Raw genomic sequence first — 18,735 nt, 5'->3', positions numbered from 1 at the left:
GAATGGCTTCATTACCCATCATCTCGCTGACTGGCCTGATGAGTGACGACCTGGAGCAGCGCAAGAAAACCGCGGCTGAGCTGGGCCGGGCCTGCCGGGAGGTTGGTTTTTTCTACGTCAAGGATCACGGTATCCCGGCTGCGGTCTGCGAGGGGGCATTTGATCTGGCGAGGCAGCTGTTCGCCTTGCCGCAGGATCAGAAGCAGGCCATGTCCATTAAAAATTCTCCCCATAACCGGGGTTATGTCGCCATGGCGGACGAGAAGCTGAATCCGGAATCCGGTGCCGACATGAAGGAAGGCTTCAACATCGGCACCGACTTCCCGGCCGATCACCCGGATGTGCTGGCCGACAAGCCATTCCGAGGCGTTAACTTCTGGCCCGAGATCGCCGGCTGGCGCGAGCGAGCGCTGGACTATTTCGAACACTGCCTGGCGCTGGGCCGGGTCATTCACCGGGGCTTCAGCCTGGATCTTGGTCGCCCGGAGGACTTTTTCGAGCCTTACCTGAAACAGCCGATCGCGACCCTGCGTATGCTGCGCTATCCGCCCAGCGCGGGCCAGGTTGATCGGGACGACGGCGCCGCCGGCACCCATACCGATTACGGCAACATCACCATCCTGGCGACAGACGCCGTGGCGGGCCTGGAAGTATCCAACCGCCATGGCGAATGGATCAAGGCACCTCACGTACCGGGTGCGTTTGTCTGCAACATTGGTGATTGTCTGATGCGCTGGACCAACGATGTTTACGTCTCGACACCCCACCGGGTGCGGCCACCCCAGAGTGAGCGTTACTCCATTCCCTTCTTTCTGGAAGTTGATCCGGATGCCGTGGTTGACCCCCGGGACATCGCCCCGGAACAGGCCCCCAAGTATGAGCCGGTCACCTGCGCGGCCTACCTGGCCTCACGTCTGAACGCCACCTACGACCACCGGGCTGACTGACGTTTTGATCCCGTGCGGGGCCGGCTCCGCCCCGCCGTCACAACACCGCAGCCTGCTACCCGAATTCACGGTGTAAGTCTTGCGCAACAGTTTTTGAAACGGTGTTAATTGCGGAGAGAGGGGAGTGTCGGTTTTATTGACATAGTAATCAGGGCGAAACCGGCTTTCAGTACAAATAACTATCTAACTGGGTGATTGCTACAGAGATTGTTCGATCTGGGTTTTTTCTTGCTTCCCGTTAGCTTGTGTGCCCCAAAAGGCACTCAACCTACATAAGAAAGCTACGTATCAGAGGAAAAACAGATGAAAAGAATGGACTCGATCCTTGCTGGATCCCTGGCTCTCGCTCTTATTTTGCCGACTTCGGCAGCGGCTATCAGTGTCGATAGCGTGGTTGGTACCTGGGCTCCGGTAAGCGGGGGTGCCGGCACATTGACTGGGCTGGGCACCAATGAAATTCGCTGGGGCAACACCAGCAGCGGCCAAGACAGTGGCTACCGGTTCGATGGTGCTGCACCGCCTGCTTTTGATGTTGGCATTGATGAAGCCTTCATTTTGGGTGATTTCACCCATTTCAACTTCCCCATTCCATCTGGAACGTCGATCACCCAAGCCCAGTTGAATGTGGACATGAATTACACGATTGATGGCGTATCAAGCAATAATCTGTTCGAATTCTTGTTTATCCACGATGAAACCCCGAACGCGTGTTCGCCTCTTCCGGACTGTTCCAACGACAGCGTGAGCATTTCTGGCCTGTCGACCTCCGATGTATTTGATATCGGTGGTATTTTGTACACCCTGGAGCTGTTTGGCTTTGTTCAGGATGGTGCCTTTACCGATATGTTCAGTACCATTGAGGATCAGGCCAACACCGCGCAGTTGGTTGGCCGTTTCAGTGCAGTAACGGTTCCCGAACCCGGAACCCTGGCACTTGCTGGTCTTGGCCTGCTGGGCCTTGGTGTTCGTCGCCGGATGGCGAAGTCGTAAGACGTCAGGCGCGAGCGATCGCACTGATTTGCGGGGATTGCGCAGTACCCCGCTTCGGTGAGTCAGGCCTGCGCCGGCAAATGCATTCTGAACAGCACCCCGCCTTCCCGGTTTTCAGCTTCCACTGAGCCTCGATGATGTTCGGCGATCAGCCGGACGATCAGCAGTCCCTGCCCGAGATGGCCTTCCTGTGAGCCGCTTCTGACCGACACGAAGGGGCTGAAAATATCGTCAGCGAACTGCTCTGGCAGCGACGAGCCCTCGTTGAACACGCACAGTTCATAGTCTTTTCTGTTCTCGGCTGTTTTCAGCCGGACTTCAATCCGCCCCTGCTCCGGCGTGAAGTCGCGCGCGTTATCCACCAGTTTGTCCAGCATCTGGACGAGCAACTCCGGGGAGCCCCGCATGGGGCAGCCAGTGAATGGCCCCTGGTAATTGATGCGATGGCTCGTATCCAGCGACTGATAGGCCTGTACGGTTTCTGAAACCACCTGTGCCAGATCAAAGGCCTCGTGTTCGGCACGGTCAAGGCTCTGCTCCAGGCGTGACGCTTCGCTCATGGACTGCAGGATATGGCTCAGCCGGCCGGTGGCCTGGCTGATCCGGCTCAGATACGCACGCTGATCTTCGGTAGGCTCGGTGTGTTCGAGATTGTCCACCGAGGTGCGGACAATCGCCACCGGGGTTTTCAGCTCGTGGGACAGCCGGCGGGAAAAGCTTTCCAGGTAGTCGGTGTAGCCCTGCAGGCGTTCCACCATCTGACCAAACTGTTGCTGCAGCTGACCGAGCTCGTCCGTTGCGGTGGCTGGGGGCAGGGTTCCGGTAATGCGGCCATCCGGGTCGACACAGGCGCTGACCGCTTTCTGTAAGCGACTGATGCGCCAGGACAACCAACTGGCGTAGCCCAGCAGCACCAGTGTCAGGCCGGTAATAATCAGCAGGCTGCGGGCGAGTACGGAACCCAGGGCAGACCCGGACAGGGTCAGCAAATGGTCCAGTGACTGTTCCAGCACCAGGGTTCGCCCGCCGAAAACGTTGGCAGAGGCTTGCAGCCACAAGCGCCCATCGCGGGATTGGGTCAAGCCATCGGGGGGCAGGTGGCTCGGCGCTATGCGATGGGGCGCGTCCATCGTTTGTGCCGGCTCCGGCTGAAAACGCCGGATCAGTGCCCGAAGAGCGTTCAGACTGATCTGCTCGAGGATCTGCAACGGGCTGAGCTGCTCGAATTCCGGTGGTGACTGTTCTGCGGGGCGTTGTTGCCGGGCGCTGATCCAGCCCCCGGGTTCCAGCACCCGGACCCGCTGCCCCGGGTTCAGGTAACCCGCGATGGCCCGTTCGAGGGTGGAATTGTGAGCGATCAGTGTTGGCAGGGGGGTCAGTGATGTGGACAGCCCGGGGATGGGGGTGTCACGGCTATCGACCACCGCAAATCCCAGCTCGCTGCCGGCAGCGGGTCGGGGCAGCTGGATTTCCAGCTGCCAGCCATTCGGCACGGGTTGCCAGCTGCCGGAGACGAAATAGTCCGTTGTGTCGTCCTTTCGGCCGGTCAGCGCCCGGAATTTCCCGGGCGCGCTGAAGCGGATCAGCCAGCTGCGGCGCCCGGTCGCTGCGTCAAGTGTGTTTGCCGGCTCCTGAAGCCACAGCCTCAGGCGGTCATGGGGCGCGTTCGGGGTGCCCGGATCGAACAATTGGGGTTGTCGGTGGCTGATGCGAATCAGCAGATAAAGAGCACGGCCATCGCTGGCGGCTTGCCAGCGAACACCCGGGGTGGAAGGTTCGGTCGCGCCGGGTGTGGCCTGCCAGGGAGGGTCGGGCTCGTCGTCTTCGTATCCGGGCCAGTCGTCGGCGTAGCCATCGGGATTGAGCGGGCGTTCAACGCGGGCGACGTAGATAGCCGGCTGATCGGCCGTGACCGGTGCCTGCCCGATCAGTGTGTCTCCGGCCAGGTTTGCCAGTCGCCCGGCCTGCAGCTGCAACTGATCCCGAGCCTGGTCTCGCAGTGCCTGGTCCAGTTCCAGCACAAACTGCAGCCCGGCCCAGGGGATCAGCAGCATCAGCAGGCTGGTCACCAGCAGCTGGCGTTTGAGGCTCAAGATTCAGGCCTCATGGGCATTCCACCGGTACCCCATGCCATACGCGGTCTGAATACCGTCGAACTTGGGGTCGGCCTGGATGAATTTCTTGCGGATGCGCTTGATGTGGGAGGTGACGGTGTTGTCGTCCAGCACGGTATTGGCGGCGTCCATCAGCTGTTCGCGGCTGCGCACATGGCCGGGGTGCTGAACCAGTGAATGCAGCATCCAGAATTCGGTCACGGTCAGATCGATGGGCTGGCTGTCCCAGTCCACGGTCATCCGGTCGACGTTGAGGGCTAATCGCCCGCGCTGGAGCCGTTCGTCGCTTTTCTGGAGCGCCTCGGCCCAGGCGTCGGCGCGTCGGAGCAGGGCCGTTACCCGGGCCAGCAGGTGCTCCATGCTCATGTCCTTGGTGACGTAGTCATCGGCACCCAGGCGCAGGCCATGCACCGAATCAATGTCGCTGTCACGGGCGGTCAGGAAAATGATCGGCAGGGTCTGCGACAGGCCGCGTAACTCCTGGCACAGGCTGAAGCCGCCTTCCGGTTCGTCGCCAAGACCGACATCGATAATGGCCAGGTCCGGCAATTCCTGGCGCAGCACCTGCCAGCCCGATGGCCGGTCGCCATAGGAGGACACCCGGTAACCGCGGCGTTCCAGCGCTACCCGGTAGTTATCCCGGATGGCGGGTTCGTCTTCCACCAGAACAATGTGTTTTTTCATGGCCTTAAAACTCCCAAACCGCCTCAGTGCCTATTAAAACATGGCGGCCGCTGAGCACAAGGAATCGGGTTGGTATTGCCACAATTGATCACGATTGGCCGCCGGAAAGCCCGCTTTTGTCATGGTCGTGACCTTTGCGCCTGATGAGATGGCAGGACATCCACTCATCAGTGCAGAAAAAAGGAAACGGTCATGATTGTCCTGAAACGGCCTCAACCTGCTTCATCGCCAGCGCCATGCTCCCGGGGTCTGCTGCGGCGCCTCGCGGAGGGACTCGGCGTCTGGCTGGCATTCTCATTCATGCTGCTGGTGCATCCGCTCTATGCGGACGCAAACCAGATCCGCACGCAGGGTTCCGGCACCCTGTACTTTGTCGATCAGCAGGGCCAGTGGAAACAACCGGCGCTGATTCTGGACAGCGACTTCGATATTCAGGTCAGCGGGCTGATTGCCGCCACCCGGCTGAGCCGTCGTTTTCTCAACCAGAGCGATCACTGGCAAGAAGGCGTGTTTGTGTTTCCCCTGCCGGACAACGCCAGTGTCCACGGTCTGACCATGACCGTGGGTGAGCGCACCATCGAGGGTGATATTCAGCCCAGGGCCGAGGCCCGCAAGCGTTACCAGGCCGCCAGGGCGGCCGGTCAGCAGGCGGCGAATCTGGAACAGCAACGGCCCAACCTGTTCACGGCCCGGGTTGCCAACATACCCCCGGGGGAGGCCGTTGCAGTGGAGTTGCGCTACCAGCAGCCGGTGGATTACCGCGCCGGCGTATTCGAAATACGGGTGCCGACCACGCTGACGCCCCGCTACATGCCGGGGCAGCCCATGACCGCAGCCTTGCCCACCGGTGGCTGGGCGGCAGCGACCACCGAAGTACCGGATGCTGCCCAGATCAGCCCATTTACCGTGCGCGCCAGTGACCTGCCTCAGGACAGCCACCGGGCAACGCTTGCCCTGAGCATTGATGCCGGGATCGCACTGGCTTCGGTCGATAGCCCGACACACCGGGTAAATACCCGGGTGGATGGCCAGCGCGTTGAGGTTCGGCCGCAACAGGGGCGCATTGTGATGGACCGGGATCTGGTGGTGCGCTGGCAGGCCCTGGTGGGCAGCGAGCCTGAGGTGGCCCTCTTTCATCAGACCTGGCTGGACGAGAATTATCTGATGGCCATGGTGATGCCGGGGTCTTCCCAGTCGCCTCGGCTGCCCCGGGAACTGGTGTTTGTCATGGATACCTCGGGTTCCATGGCCGGCCATCCCATTCGTCAGGCCAAGGCGGCCATGCAGTGGGGCTTGTCGACTCTGACGCCGGACGATCGCTTCAATGTCATTCACTTTAACAATCAGGCCCATGCCCTGTTCATGCAGCCTCAAATGGCGACTGGCCAGAACCTCGCCCGGGCCCGGCGCTATGTGGACGGCCTATACGCCGACGGCGGCACGGAAATGACCCATGCCCTGCAGCTGGCGCTGCAGGGCGCGGTCGGGGAACGCGGCGAGCGGGTTCGCCAGGTGGTTTTTGTCACCGACGGTGCGGTGGGTAACGAAGCGGCCCTGTTTGCCCAGATTCGCCGGCAACTGGGTGATCAGCGCCTGTTCACCGTGGGCATCGGCTCGGCGCCGAACATGCATTTCATGCGCGAAGCGGCACGCTGGGGGCGGGGGCAGTACACGGCCATCGCAGATCCGGCGGATGTCAGTGCACCGCTGCAGCAGCTGTTTTCAGCAATGCAAGCGCCGGTGCTGAGCGATCTTCAGGTGCAGTGGCCAGGCCAGGGACAGTCCATCGAAAGCTTCCCCGCCCGGCCGGGAGACCTGTACCTCGGGGAACCGCTGGTTCAGGTGGTGAGGGGGCAGGAGCCGGCCGGCGAGCTGACGGTGTCCGGCCGCGTATCCGGGGGCCGTCGCTGGGAAAAGCGGGTTGATTTGCAGCAGGCCAGCGATGCCGAGGGCCTCCAGCGCCTGTGGGCAAGGCAGAAAATCGGTCACTTGCTCGACAGCGCCCATCTGGCTGGTGTCGACCCGGATAAAGACCGCATTACCCGGGTATCCCTCGACCATGGCGTGCTGTCTCCCTATACGGCCTTTGTCGCGGTGGATCGACAGCCTGTTCGTTCTGCCGGCACGCCGGTGGCTACTGAACACCTGCCAACGCTGTTACCCGCGGGTGCGCAGTCGGGAATGTTGCGCTACCCGCAGACGGCCACCGGCGCCCCGCTGCTGATTGTGTTGGGCCTGGCCGGCGCGCTGCTGGCGCTTATGCTGGGCTGGCTGCCGGGGAGAGCACGGTCATGAAGCGCATCTGGCTGATGGTGTTTGTGGTGTCGTCCGGCGTGTTGATGGCCGGGCTCTGGATACCGCTCAAGGCGCTGGTCGCGCAGGAGCTGCTGGCCATGGCCTGGGCCGAGAGTCAGGCGCGGCAGACCGAGGTTCGTCCCTGGCCCTGGGCCGACACCTGGCCGGTGGCGCGTCTGAGCCTGCCTGAGCAGGCGCAGTCGATGATTGTGCTGTCCGGCAGTCACGGGGAAAGTCTGGCGTTTGGGCCAGGTTGGTTCTACGGTTATCAGAACGGCTCCGGGCCGGTAGTGCTTGCCGGCCACCGGGATACGCACTTCAAACCCCTTCAGCGGCTGCAGCCCGGGCATCTGGTGCAGTTGCAGAGCCGTGACGGGCGCTGGCGCGATTTCCGCGTGGTGTCGAGTCGGGTGATCGACGCCCGGCGCCATCAGCTGAATCCCGGCCAGCTGGCACCCGACAGCCTGATACTGGTGACCTGTTACCCGTTTGACGGGATGACGAGCGGGGGCCCGCTGCGATACGTGGTTGAGGCCCGGGCAACCCGTCCTGAACAGAGAAACGGTGCGGCCGTGTCCGCACGCAAGCTGTTACCAATTGATACTGTTGCCGGGCTTTAACGATCGCGTACACTTGTGCGCCAAAATTGTTGTAAGAGCGGTATGCATGGGCATTATTCGAAAATTACTGGCTTGGTTGAGTGTTCCTGTTATTTGTTTTTTTGCACTGATTCCTTACCTGGCCCGACCGTTTAATCCGGATAATAACCGCTTGCTGGCGGTGACGGTGGCGCGATTTGGCCGCTGGATCCTGGGTATGAAGCGCCCGCTGCAGGGCATGGAGAACATGCCAACGGATCGCCCGACGGTGGTTATTGCCAACCACCAGCACAACGACGACCTGTTCGTGCTGGCGGATCTGCTGCCCAAGCGCGGGGTGGTTGCCGGCAAGTCGTCGCTGGTGTGGATTCCGTTTTTCGGCCAGGTCTTCTGGCTCGGTGGCAACGTTATTCTGAACCGTTCCCGTTCCCACAAGGCGGTGGCGCAGATGAAAACCACCAGCGAGGCCATCGCCCGTGATCGCAAGAGTTTCTGGGTGTTTCCGGAGGGCACGCGCAGCAAGGGCCGCGGTCTGCTGCCGTTCAAAAAGGGCGCCTTTCACGCCGCCATCGCCTCGGGTGCGCCTATCACCATGATTTGTGCCGCCCACTACGCCGACAAAACCGTGGGGTGGACCGGGCGCCGGGAAACCGTTCCGGTGCGCATTCTGCCGCCGATTGAGACCGAAGGGCTGAACACCAGTGATCTGTCGGACCTGATGAACCGGTGTCATCGCCTGATGTCGGAAACCATCGCCGACCTCGACAAGAACGTAAAGCCCTGAAAAACCGCTTGAAGCACCCTTTTAAACCGGGCAGTCTTTGGCTGTCTGAACGCCTCGTTCAATGACTTTCAGGGAGAGACCCAAGATGAATCTGATTCTGTTTCTGATTATCGGTGGTGTGGCCGGCTGGCTGGCCGGTTTGATCATGAAAGGCCGGGGATTTGGGGTACTGGCCAATGTTGGTATCGGCATTGTTGGTTCGTTTATTGGCGGCTTCGTATTTCGGCTGCTGGGGCTGGCGGCCCAGGGCGCGGTGGGCGAGCTGGTAACCGCAACGGTGGGGGCCATTATCCTGCTGGCCATCGTCAATAAAATCAAAAAGGCCTGACAATGATCGTACCCATAACGGGTGTCTTCGCAGCGGTGACCGGCATTCTGTTGCTGGTGTTGTCCATGCTGGTGGTCCGGTGCCGGTTCAAGTACAAGAAGGGCCTGGGCTGGACCGATGACCGGGAGTTTCTGGTGGCGGTCAGGGCTCAGGCCAATCTGGTTGAGTATGCGCCTCTGGCGCTCCTGATGCTGGGTATCGCCGAGCTCAATGGTGTGCCCAGTGGGCTGATTTACTGGATCGGTATGGCGTTTGTCACCAGCCGGATTCTGCACGCCTACGGCATGTTCCAGGGGCAGGGGAAAACCCACTGGGCGCGTTTCATCGGAATCATTGTGACCTGGCTGGCCATTCTGGCGACCGCCATTTTGCTGTTGTGGAATGTCTGGAAGGTGTACGGCTGAGCCGTCAGTTTGCAGGGTAAAAACAACGGGGCCTTCGGCCCCGTTTTTGTTGCTGTCAGCCGGGCAGCGCCTGGGTGGCGCTGTGGGTCAGGTACTCCAGCTCTACCCGGCGATTGGCGGCATGGTCCTCGGGGGTTGCCAGGGGACGGGATGAGCCCCAGCCGGCCTGCAGAATCTGAGCCTCCCCGACACCGGCCTGAAGCAGCAAACGGGCAACGGTGTGGGCGCGCAGTCGGGACAGAAACTGGTTGTAGTCTTCCGCACCGAAATTGTCCGAGTGGCCGTGAATCCGGACGACAACGCCCGGATTCTGTCGCAGGTACAACGCATGCTGGCCGATCATGGCCAGGTCCGCGTCACTGAGGCCGTGCTTGTTAAAGCCGTAGTGAAATTTCATCCGGTGCGGGCGAGGTGCACCGGCGTTTGGGGTGGGATTCAGGTGTGCGGCCAGGCTGGCGGCCTGGGCGAACAGCTCCGGGTTGTCCAGAACAAGTACGGTCATCGGGCATATCCTCAAAGTGCAACGGCCTGTTTTTGTTGTTATTCACGCCCACTATTCGGGTTCGTGTGAATAACGGCAATTGGCGAAAGGTCGAGCAGCCAACGGCCAGAAATGTGACACCGTCGGTGCTCTTCGCTTGAGGATTATTTCAGCGCGAAAAGATGACGTTACTGTGGTACAAAACGGATCTTCAGGGACAGAAAATGATGAATTGTGAACGCCTATGCTGTTAATCCCCGCTGAAAACCAACTGAACTGGAAACGCCCGCCCTGGGTCACGCTGGGCCTGATGCTGACCTGCATGCTGGTGTTCGTGTTTTATCAGTCGGGCGACGCCGAAATCGAGCATGAGCTGATCGAACAGTACCTGGCATCGGACCTTCCGGCGCTGGAAGCACCGGCCTATGAGGATTATCTGGAGCGCCAGATTCAGTTTGAAGCGGCCGAAGACCGGGTGTACCAGCTGCAGGAATTCCAGCAGCTGCGCAGCGAGAACGAACAGGAATGGATCGCCTACCTGCTGCTGTTCGATCGAGAGTTTTTCCAGTACCTGCAGCAAAGCCACGACATCATCTGGGCGCCGCAGGAGCGCCAGCTCTGGCACCAACAGCGGATGGCCCTGGAGCGGGATTACATCAGCGAGATCAGTGCTTTTGAATCCGGCCTGATTCCGGCTGAGATGTCCCTGCACAGCCTGATCACTCACCAGTTCCTGCACGGCGGTTGGGGCCACTTGCTGGGCAACCTGCTGTTTCTGTTCCTGCTCGGTTTCACGGTCGAGAAGGCCCTCGGTGCGGGGCGTTACCTGCTGGCTTACCTGTTTTGCGGCGTTCTGGCCGGGCTGGCGTTCGCCGCTTTCGACTGGAACAGCGCGGTGCCGCTGGTCGGGGCATCCGGCGCCATCTCCGGCTTGATGGGCATGTACGTGGCCATCTACGGGCTGCGGAAAATCCGCTTTTTTTACTTTCTGCTGGTGTACTTCAACTACTTCCGCGCCCCGGCCATTGCCATGTTGCCGGTGTGGGTGGGCAAGGAAATGTACGACTACTGGTTTGCCGGCGCCACCGGGATTGCTTATATGGCCCACGCGGGTGGGCTGGTGGCCGGAGCCGTGCTGGTGTGGCTGTTTGGCCGCAGTTGGATGCAGATTCGGGAGGAGTTCTTTGAACCCGAGGACGAAGAAAAGGACGCCCGGTTTACCAGCGGCTACGCCCAGGCCATGGGTAGCCTGAGCCGCATGGAGTTCGACACTGCCCGGCGGCAGTTCGCGGCGCTCAAGACCCGGTACCCGGATCGCCCCATCCTGCTGGAGCATCTGTACCAGCTTGCCAAGTTGCGGCCAGATCTGCCGGACTACCGCAACCGTGCACGGGAGCTGATGGACGACGCCATCGCCCGGCATCAGCCGGAGCGGATGGTATCGATATGGCAGGAATATCTCAGCAAGGGCGAGCCGCATCAGCCCCTGAGCGCCAAGGACCATAACCGGGTGTTGTTTATCAGCCTGAAACACGACGATCTGAAAGCCGCCGAGAAAGCGTTTGAACGGCTGCGCCATGCCGGGGACCAGATCCTGGCGTCGGAGGCATGCCGATTGCTGGCGACCGAGTTCGAAAAACGACAGATGGTTCCGAAGGCCCGCCACTATCAGCAACTGATGCAGGCCTATTAGGTCAGATCGTCGCTCTCAGGGGGTCGCGAAGCTGGCTCGTGGCTCCTTGATGGGTTCCTTCCTTTCGGCCTGCTTCAGGTTTTCCGCAATCTGGCCGTGCAGCGGATGATCCGCGCAGCGCTTGTGAATAAACATCAGGTACGCTTTTGCCTTTTCCCACTGATCCAGACCGTTTGCCAGCGCCTGGGCCGCCAGCTGATAAGCCGGGGCGAGGTGTTCGCTGTTGGGGAAGCGTTTGTGAAAATCCTGCAACAGCTTCAGCGATTGCCTGAACTGGCTGCGGTGGTACAGGGTGCGGGCACAGCGCAGGGTCAGTTCCGGGTCGTCAAGCTGAAACTGAGGATCGGCCTGTTGCAGGGTCCGCAGCAGCGCCGCCATACCATCGGCGTCGTTGCGCTCGGCCAGCCAGGCCAGAATGCGGGGATGATAGCGGTTCAGTTCAGCCCGATCGTTGCGGGCCGTCAGTAGCTGGTACAGCTGGCCAAGGCGCAACGCGTTGCCGGGCTCACGGCGCAGGGCATCCTTGAGCATGGACTGGGCCCGGTCGTAATTGCCGTCTTTCAGGTTGATATCCAGATCGGCGTCGAAGCGGGTGTTTCTGTCCCGGTCCTGCGCGGCGTCCGCTTCGCTGCCATCCTGCAGGTCAGACGCAAAGCCGAGTTCTTCCTGATACTGGAACAGCAGATACCCCAGCATATGAAACAGAATGAGCGTGAACGCGCTGTTCAGGAAACCCGCCACCGACTGGGACAGCCAGGACGGAAAGTGGGTATAGGCAAAATCCTGAGCCGTACCCGAGGCCATGGTGAGCAGGATCAGGTAGCCATAGAGCAGGAAGTAGGGCGTACCGATGCGGGCAATCAGGGCGGTCAGGTGGAACGGATTGACCGCCGCTTTGACGCTTCGCTCGGTGGCCAGCAGCATGATGCTGGCGGGCAGCACCAGTACAACAAACGCCAGCGCAATCAGGCCGAGAATGGGCCCGCCCAGCATGCCGGCGCTGCTCACCAGGGCCCCCATCAGGAAAAACACCAGGAACTGCAGGAAGACAATTTCAAAACCGCTGCCGGTAAAGGCTACCGACACGGGGGGCGGTTTCAGATGCCCCTCAGCGGTATGATTGATGACTTCGTAGGTATACTTGAGCAGGGCAATGGCCAGCACCACCCAGACCAGCCAGCCGACAAAACTGGCCGGTGCCAGGGCCGGCACCAGGGTACAGATGGCAATGACGATCAGCGGGTCGCTGTAAAACGGATACCGGAAAAACGCACCGATACGCTTCCAGAACGGCACCACCTGGGTTGCCGCACCGAGATAACGCATGAGCTGATTGCAGTTCGGACACTGGCCCCGACGTTGCCGTGGGTTGGCGTCGGGCATGCAGCGGCTGCAGTAATGTTTCTGGCACGCGCTGCAGTGCCACTTGGCGGGGTCCCCGGGGTGATAATCGCAATCGTGTTTCACAGCTGGCCTTTGCCCTGATCCGTCAGAAAAACGAGTCGCTCATAATGACAGAACTTGAGAGCCTGCGCAGCACCCGCTATCCGGGTAGACTGATGCGGTGGCCTGCACGTATGGGTCACATGGCAGTGCGTCAGGAGGTCCCTTGAAACAACCGAATTCTGCCCTACCGCAAGCCGATTCCGATCACGCCGGCCATCGTTACCGCTGGCGGGATCTGTTTGAGCTTGCGCTTCGTCACAAGCCCCGGCTGGTGCGGGCTAATCTGCTGGCGATCATGGCAACGGTGCTGAGTGTGCCGGTGCCTTTGTTGCTGCCGGTGCTGGTGGATGAGGTGCTGTTGCAGGAAAGCGGGCCGGTGTTGCCGGTGATGGATCAGCTGTTGCCTCAGGCCTGGCACAAGCCGGTGGTATACATCGGTTTGATGGTGTTGGCGGCCTTTGCTTTGCGGCTTGGTGCGTTGGCTTTCAACGTGCTGCAGTCCCGGGAGTTCTCCAAAGTATCCAAGGACGTGGTGTTCCGGCTCCGGTCGCGGATGCTGGGCCGCCTCCAGCGCCTGGCGATGTCGGAATACGAGGCCCGCGGTTCCGGCGCCATCAGCAGCCACTTCATCACCGACCTGGACACCATCGACCGGTTCCTCGGCACCACCATCAGCCGGTTCCTGGTGGCCAGCCTGACCGTGTTGGGCACGGCCATCGTGCTGCTGTGGGTGCACTGGCAACTGGCACTGCTGATTCTGCTGTTCAACCCGCTGGTCATATTCGCCACCATCCAGATCGGCAAGCGGGTGAAAGAACTCAAACGCCGGGAGAACGCCGCCTACGAAGACTTCCAGGGCGAACTGACGGAAACCCTGGACGCCATTCATCAGTTACGTGCCGCCAACCGGGAAAAGCACTACCTGCGGCAACTGATGGATCGGGCTCGCAAGGTTCGGGACCACGCCATTCAGTACGAATGGCGCAGTGATGCTGCGGCCCGGGGCAGTTTTGCTCTGTTCCAGTTCGGCGTCGATGTATTCCGGGGTGCGGCGATGATCACGGTGCTACTCAGTGATCTGAGCATCGGCATGATGTTCGCGATTTTTGGCTACCTGTGGTTCATGCTCACGCCGGTGCAGGAAATGCTGAACATGCAGTACGCCTACTTCGCCGCCAACGCCGCACTGGGGCGCATCAATCTATTGCTGGATCTGAAGGAAGAACCCCGATACCCGGCGCTGGAGAACCCGTTTCGCGACCGCCATACCGTCGGCCTGACGTTGCGGGATATCCACTTCAGCTATGGCGACGAGCCCGTTCTGCGCGGAATCAACCTGGATCTGAAGCCCGGTGAGAAAGTCGCGGTGGTGGGAGCCAGTGGCGGAGGTAAATCCACACTGGTGCAGATCATTCTGGGCATGTACACGCCGGAACACGGGCAGGTGCTGATTGACGGGGTGCCGGTGCAGCGGATTGGCCTGCCGTGCCTGCGGGAGCATATTGCCACGGTGCTTCAGCATCCCGCGCTGTTCAATACCACGGTGCGCCAGAACCTCACTCTGGGCCGGGACAAACCGGAAGCCGAGCTCTGGCACGCCCTGCGGATCGCCCAGCTGGACCGGACCGTGGCGGCGATGCCAAAACAGCTGGATACCATCGTCGGCCGGCAGGGCGTGCGCCTGTCCGGGGGGCAGCGCCAGCGGCTGGCGATTGCCCGGATGGTGCTCACCGATCCGGCCCTGGTGATTCTGGACGAAGCCACCTCGGCACTGGATGCGGAAACGGAATTTCAGCTGCACCGGGATCTGGAAGACTTCCTGCACCAGCGCACCACCCTGATCATTGCCCATCGGCTGAGTGCGGTGAAGCAGGCGGATCGTGCCTGTGTGTTTGAGGATGGCCGCATTATCGAAGAGGGCCAGCACGATGAGCTGATTCGCCGGGATGGGCTCTATGCCCAGCTGTATGGCGAGCGCCAGTCCTGATGCCGGTTCAGGTCAGTGCGTAACCGTTGGCCTGATTCTGCACCGACGCCTCCTGCCAGCGCTCACGGACCGACAAGATGTCAGGCAGACAGCGGAAGAACGCCTCCACCAGGGCGGGGTCAAAGTGTTTGCCGCTCTGCTCGCGGATCAGCGCCGTCGCTTTCTCAATCGGCCAGGCCTGCTTATACGGGCGCTCACTGGTCAATGCATCGAACACATCCGCCAGCGCCACGATGCGGGCCGCCAGGGGAATGTCCTCTCCGCTTAATCCCTGCGGGTAGCCACTGCCATCCCACTTTTCGTGGTGGCACAACGCCACCTCCCTGGCCATCTTGAGAAACGGTGAGTCGTCCTCGCCTATAATCTCAGCGCCTATCTCCGCATGACGCTGCATGACGGCCCACTCGTCGGCATCAAGTTTGCCGGGTTTTTGCAGGATGGCATCCGGTATGCCGATCTTGCCAACATCGTGCATGGGCGCGGCATTCAGAAGGTTGTCAGCCCAGATCTCGCCCATTCCGGCTTCCAGGGCAATGATTTGCGAGAAGTGGCTCATCCGGATGACGTGCAGCCCGGTTTCATTGTCCTTGTATTCCGCGGCCCGGCCCAGGCGCTGAACCACCGCCAGCCGGGTGCTGACCAGTTCGTCCATCCGCACCAGCGACAGATGGTTTTTGACCCGGGCCCGGACAATGGCCGGGCTCACCGGTTTGGTGATGAAATCCACGGCGCCCAGTTCAAATCCCCGGGCTTCGTCTTCGGTATCGGCCAGCGCGGTGACGAAGATGACGGGAATGTTGCGGGTCTGCTCGCTCGCCTTGAGCGCGCGGCACACATCGTGGCCGGATTGGCCCGGCATCATGATGTCCAGCAGGATGAGATCCGGTTGTTCATCACGGGCAAGCTCAAGCGCCCGTTCGCCATCGCGCGCGAACAGAAGCCGGTAATGGTCGGCCAGAATGTTGCGCAGTACCTGAAGGTTGGTCGGCTCATCGTCCACTAACAGCAGGGTCTTGGCGCCGGTCAGCATGATCTCTCCTCAAGGGTGTCCCTGAAAGCCGCCAACAGATCGGCGGCGCACTCGGTGTCAAAATTATCCAGCGCTTCACTGACCGCATCGGCACAGTCGGCTGGCAAGCCTGCACGCAGCTGCGCAAACGCCTGGTCGGGCAGCTCGCCGCGTCGCAACTGGTCAATCATCGCCGAGAGCCGTTGGTCATCCACCGCCTGAACACCGACGCTGGCCGGGCCGCTCTCGTTGGCCTCATGGGCATGATCTGCGAGCCACTGGGTGATCTGGTCTAACTGAGCCTGAAGTTGGTGGACCCGGTGTGGCGTAACGGGTCGCTCCTGGCGAATCTCGTGTTCGAGGTCGTCCAGTGCTGACACCAGCCTGATCAAGCCAAGGTTGCCTGCCATGCCTTTTAACCGGTGAGCTTCTGACAAGGCTTCGCTGGCATCGAGCTCGCTCAGCCGGTCGAGGAAGTGACAGGCCTTGCGCAGACAGTTGCCTACGGCGTGGCGGTGGCTTGCAGCGCTTGGCCAGAGTTGGTGCAGCACCTGGCGATTCACCAGTTCCGCGGGAGCAGGGCATGGTGTCTGGCTGGCCGCCGGCACGGCGGGCAGGTCCAGAAGCCGGGCAATCTCAGCCGAGAGTTTTGGCAGACTCAGGGGTTTGACCGCGAAGGCATCCATGCCCGCCGCCAAAGCGTTGCGCTGGTCCTGCTCCAGTACGCCGGCGGTCAGGGCAATCACCGGGGTCCGGCTGCGTCCGAGGCGGGCTTCCATGGTGCGCAGCGCGCGGGTGGCCTGGTGTCCGTTCAGCTCGGGCATTTGTACGTCCATCAGCACCAGGTCAACGTCGTGCGCTCCGAACCGCTGCAGTGCGTCTTTCCCGTTTGTCGCGGTCACCACCGTGTGGCCGCGCTGGGTCAGCAGGGCGCGGAGCAGCTCCAGGTTCTCTTTGACATCATCGGCCACCAGGATGGTCAGCGGCGGCAGCGGCGTTTCCTGTTCGGGGTCGAGTTCGGAGACGTCGGTACTCCCCGGTTTCAGGGGCAGTGCAATACGGAACCTGGTGCCTTTTTGAGGCACACTGGATACCGAAATTCGACCACCCATCAACTCCGTGAGCTGACGTGCGATGGTGGTGCCCAGGCCGGTGCCACCGAAACGTCGGGTGGTGCTGGCGTCGGCTTGGACAAAAGGATCGAAGATCTTATCCAGCCGGTCTTCGGGTATGCCGATGCCGGTATCCTCAATGTCGATGACCACGGGGTTGTCGCCGGATTGCCGAACCCGCAGTTTGACGTAGCCAGCCTGGGTGAACTTGACGGCATTGCTGAACAGATTCAGCACAACCTGCTGAACCCGGAGCGGGTCTCCCTGGAAATAATCATCGGCCTGGTAGTCCAGCTGAAGCGTCAGCCCTTTGTGCTGCGCGTTCAGCGATTGCGTGGCAAGCAGTTGTTCGCACACGGAACGCAGGCTGAAGTCGCGGGTTTCCAGCGAGGTGTGGCCGCCGTCCAGCTTGGCGGTGTCCAGGATATCGTTCAGCAGCGCGAGCAGGGATTTGGCCGAAGTCCTCACGGTGCCCAGGTGTTTGGCCTGGTCGTCCGTCAACTGGCTACCCAGAACCAGATCGGTGAAACCGATAATGGCGTTCATCGGGGTGCGGATTTCATGGCTCATGTTGGCCAGAAAGGCGCTTTTGGCCTCGGCGGCCTGTTCCGCCTGTTCTTTGGAACGGCGCAGATCGGTCTCCATCCGGTGGCGTTCGGAAATATCGGTGACAAAACCAACAAACGTGCTCTGCCCCCCCAGCCGGGACTCGCCGATCGCCAGTCGCACGGGAATCTTGTGGCCATCCCGATGCACTGCCCAGACTTCCCGGCCCGAACCAATGATATGGCGTTCGCCGGTTTGCAGATAATGGTTCAGGTAACGGTCGTGTTCATCCCGGTGGGGGCTGGGCATGAGCATGCTGACGTTCTGGCCGATGGCTTCGTCGGCCCGGTAGCCAAAAATCCGCTCGGCGGATTCGTTGAACGAGAGAATGACGCCCCGGTCGGAGATCTTGATGATGCCGTCCACGGCGGCGTCGATGATTGCTCTCAGTTCGCTTGCGGTGGCCTGACTGCGATACATCAGGCCCCGGTAGCGCGCGACGGCGTTCACGCCCGCGGCGAAGAGGCTGAGACCCACGGTAATGGCTGCGATGACAAGGGCAAGATTGGTATGCCGTCCGCTGCCGGCCACGAAGTCGGCGGCCGGTTCGCCAATAAAGCGCGCCGCCTCCATGGCGGTGTAGTGCATGCCGGCAATCGCCAATCCCATGACCGTGCCGGCCAGTAAACGCCGTTTGCTTCCCCGCCATCGGGCCTGCCGGCGAAGGCCGAAACTGATCCACAGCGCCAGCGTACCCAGCAGCACAGCAACCACGATAGACAGCGTGAAAAGCAGCGGGTCATAGCGGAGCGTCGGGCTCAGATCCATCGCCGCCATGCCCAGGTAATGCATCGCGCCGATACCGGCGCCGACCGCCATGCCGCCGGCAAGCAGCCGGCTTCGGGTCAGTTCCCGGCGCGCCAGGAGGCTGAGTGTCAGCCAGGAGGCCACCAGGCTGGGCAGCGCGGATAACGCGGTGACAAGGGGGTGATAATGCACATGGCTGGGCAGTTCGAACGCCAGCATGCCGATGAAGTGCATGGACCAGATGCCAAAGCCCAGCGACGCCGATCCGGTGATCAGATGCAGTCTTTCCATCAGTGCCGAGGTGCTGCGTCTGGCCGCCGCGGCAAGCGCCAGTGCCATGTAGGACGCGCCGATGGCGATCGCCAGCGAGAGAGTGACCAGCAGAGGGTCGTAACTGCCGGTCAGAACCGGCAATCCGTCCGGGGCGTTAATCAGGAAATACTGGTCCAGAAGTGACAACGGGCATCGACTCGCGTGAGGGGGTTTTATCTGAGCCTGAGTCTAAGGCC

Annotated in this window: 15 protein-coding genes; 9 read left to right on the top strand and 6 right to left on the bottom strand. The window is 61.2% G+C overall.

What is annotated here, in order from left to right; all coding sequences use genetic code 11:
• Window positions 1–2 precede the first annotated feature (2 nt).
• Together LPB19_RS02720 and LPB19_RS02715 are read left to right on the top strand one after the other, a co-directional pair.
• Window positions 3–947: an isopenicillin N synthase family dioxygenase gene (locus LPB19_RS02720; protein WP_206644592.1), complete on the top strand. Its 945-nt coding sequence runs from the start codon at window positions 3–5 to the stop codon at window positions 945–947.
• A 303-nt stretch (window positions 948–1,250) separates the two neighbouring features.
• The gene (locus LPB19_RS02715; RefSeq protein ID WP_206644591.1) at window positions 1,251–1,937 is read left to right on the top strand and encodes a THxN family PEP-CTERM protein; all 687 of its coding nucleotides are present in this window, start codon (window positions 1,251–1,253) and stop codon (window positions 1,935–1,937) included.
• 62 nt (window positions 1,938–1,999) lie between these two features.
• On the opposite strand, the gene LPB19_RS02710 is transcribed toward LPB19_RS02715, so the two are convergent.
• Complete coding sequence (locus LPB19_RS02710) at window positions 2,000–4,030, bottom strand: ATP-binding protein (protein ID WP_206644590.1); 2,031 nt, start codon at window positions 4,028–4,030, stop codon at window positions 2,000–2,002.
• Window positions 4,031–4,033: 3 nt separating this feature from the next.
• The gene (pdsR, locus tag LPB19_RS02705) at window positions 4,034–4,735 is read right to left on the bottom strand and encodes a proteobacterial dedicated sortase system response regulator (protein ID WP_206644589.1); all 702 of its coding nucleotides are present in this window, start codon (window positions 4,733–4,735) and stop codon (window positions 4,034–4,036) included.
• A gap of 192 nt (window positions 4,736–4,927) precedes the next feature.
• Between pdsR and LPB19_RS02700 the strand changes: the two genes are divergently transcribed.
• The 5 genes from LPB19_RS02700 (at window position 4,928) to LPB19_RS02680 (ending at window position 9,145) form a co-directional block, all read left to right on the top strand.
• Window positions 4,928–7,030, top strand: coding sequence for a marine proteobacterial sortase target protein (locus LPB19_RS02700; protein WP_206644588.1), 2,103 nt, complete (start codon window positions 4,928–4,930; stop codon window positions 7,028–7,030).
• Window positions 7,027–7,650, top strand: a complete 624-nt coding sequence (locus tag LPB19_RS02695; RefSeq protein WP_206644587.1) for a class GN sortase — start codon at window positions 7,027–7,029, stop codon at window positions 7,648–7,650. Before LPB19_RS02700 ends, LPB19_RS02695 begins: the two co-directional genes overlap by 4 nt.
• Window positions 7,651–7,696: 46 nt before the next feature.
• Window positions 7,697–8,413, top strand: a complete 717-nt coding sequence (locus LPB19_RS02690; protein WP_206644586.1) for a lysophospholipid acyltransferase family protein — start codon at window positions 7,697–7,699, stop codon at window positions 8,411–8,413.
• A gap of 85 nt (window positions 8,414–8,498) precedes the next feature.
• Window positions 8,499–8,741, top strand: coding sequence for a GlsB/YeaQ/YmgE family stress response membrane protein (locus LPB19_RS02685; RefSeq protein ID WP_206644585.1), 243 nt, complete (start codon window positions 8,499–8,501; stop codon window positions 8,739–8,741).
• Between the two features lie 2 nt (window positions 8,742–8,743).
• Window positions 8,744–9,145 carry an MAPEG family protein gene (locus LPB19_RS02680; RefSeq protein WP_206644584.1) on the top strand — a complete coding sequence of 134 codons (402 nt, stop codon included), beginning with the start codon at window positions 8,744–8,746 and terminating at the stop codon, window positions 9,143–9,145.
• A 55-nt stretch (window positions 9,146–9,200) separates the two neighbouring features.
• Here LPB19_RS02680 and LPB19_RS02675 read toward each other — a convergent pair whose 3' ends face one another.
• Window positions 9,201–9,647: an OmpA family protein gene (locus LPB19_RS02675; protein ID WP_206644583.1), complete on the bottom strand. Its 447-nt coding sequence runs from the start codon at window positions 9,645–9,647 to the stop codon at window positions 9,201–9,203.
• Between the two features lie 223 nt (window positions 9,648–9,870).
• Between LPB19_RS02675 and LPB19_RS02670 the strand changes: the two genes are divergently transcribed.
• Window positions 9,871–11,319, top strand: a complete 1,449-nt coding sequence (locus LPB19_RS02670; RefSeq protein WP_206644582.1) for a rhomboid family intramembrane serine protease — start codon at window positions 9,871–9,873, stop codon at window positions 11,317–11,319.
• A 15-nt stretch (window positions 11,320–11,334) separates the two neighbouring features.
• Here the strand turns inward: LPB19_RS02670 and LPB19_RS02665 are convergent, their stop codons facing one another.
• Window positions 11,335–12,786, bottom strand: coding sequence for a hypothetical protein (locus tag LPB19_RS02665; protein WP_206644581.1), 1,452 nt, complete (start codon window positions 12,784–12,786; stop codon window positions 11,335–11,337).
• 142 nt (window positions 12,787–12,928) lie between these two features.
• Between LPB19_RS02665 and LPB19_RS02660 the strand changes: the two genes are divergently transcribed.
• Window positions 12,929–14,752: an ABC transporter ATP-binding protein gene (locus LPB19_RS02660; protein ID WP_206644580.1), complete on the top strand. Its 1,824-nt coding sequence runs from the start codon at window positions 12,929–12,931 to the stop codon at window positions 14,750–14,752.
• Between the two features lie 7 nt (window positions 14,753–14,759).
• Here LPB19_RS02660 and LPB19_RS02655 read toward each other — a convergent pair whose 3' ends face one another.
• Together LPB19_RS02655 and LPB19_RS02650 are read right to left on the bottom strand one after the other, a co-directional pair.
• Entirely contained in the window at window positions 14,760–15,782 is a 1,023-nt protein-coding gene (locus tag LPB19_RS02655; RefSeq protein ID WP_206644579.1) for a response regulator, read from the bottom strand.
• Window positions 15,776–18,685: an MHYT domain-containing protein gene (locus LPB19_RS02650; RefSeq protein ID WP_206644578.1), complete on the bottom strand. Its 2,910-nt coding sequence runs from the start codon at window positions 18,683–18,685 to the stop codon at window positions 15,776–15,778. Before LPB19_RS02650 ends, LPB19_RS02655 begins: the two co-directional genes overlap by 7 nt.
• Window positions 18,686–18,735: the final 50 nt, after the last annotated feature.

This window comes from Marinobacter salinisoli, assembly GCF_017301335.1.
In the GTDB taxonomy this organism is placed as follows: Bacteria; Pseudomonadota; Gammaproteobacteria; order Pseudomonadales; family Oleiphilaceae; genus Marinobacter; species Marinobacter salinisoli.
The sequence above is the reverse complement of the archived record's forward strand: the minus strand, read 5'-3'. Positions and strand labels throughout refer to the sequence as shown.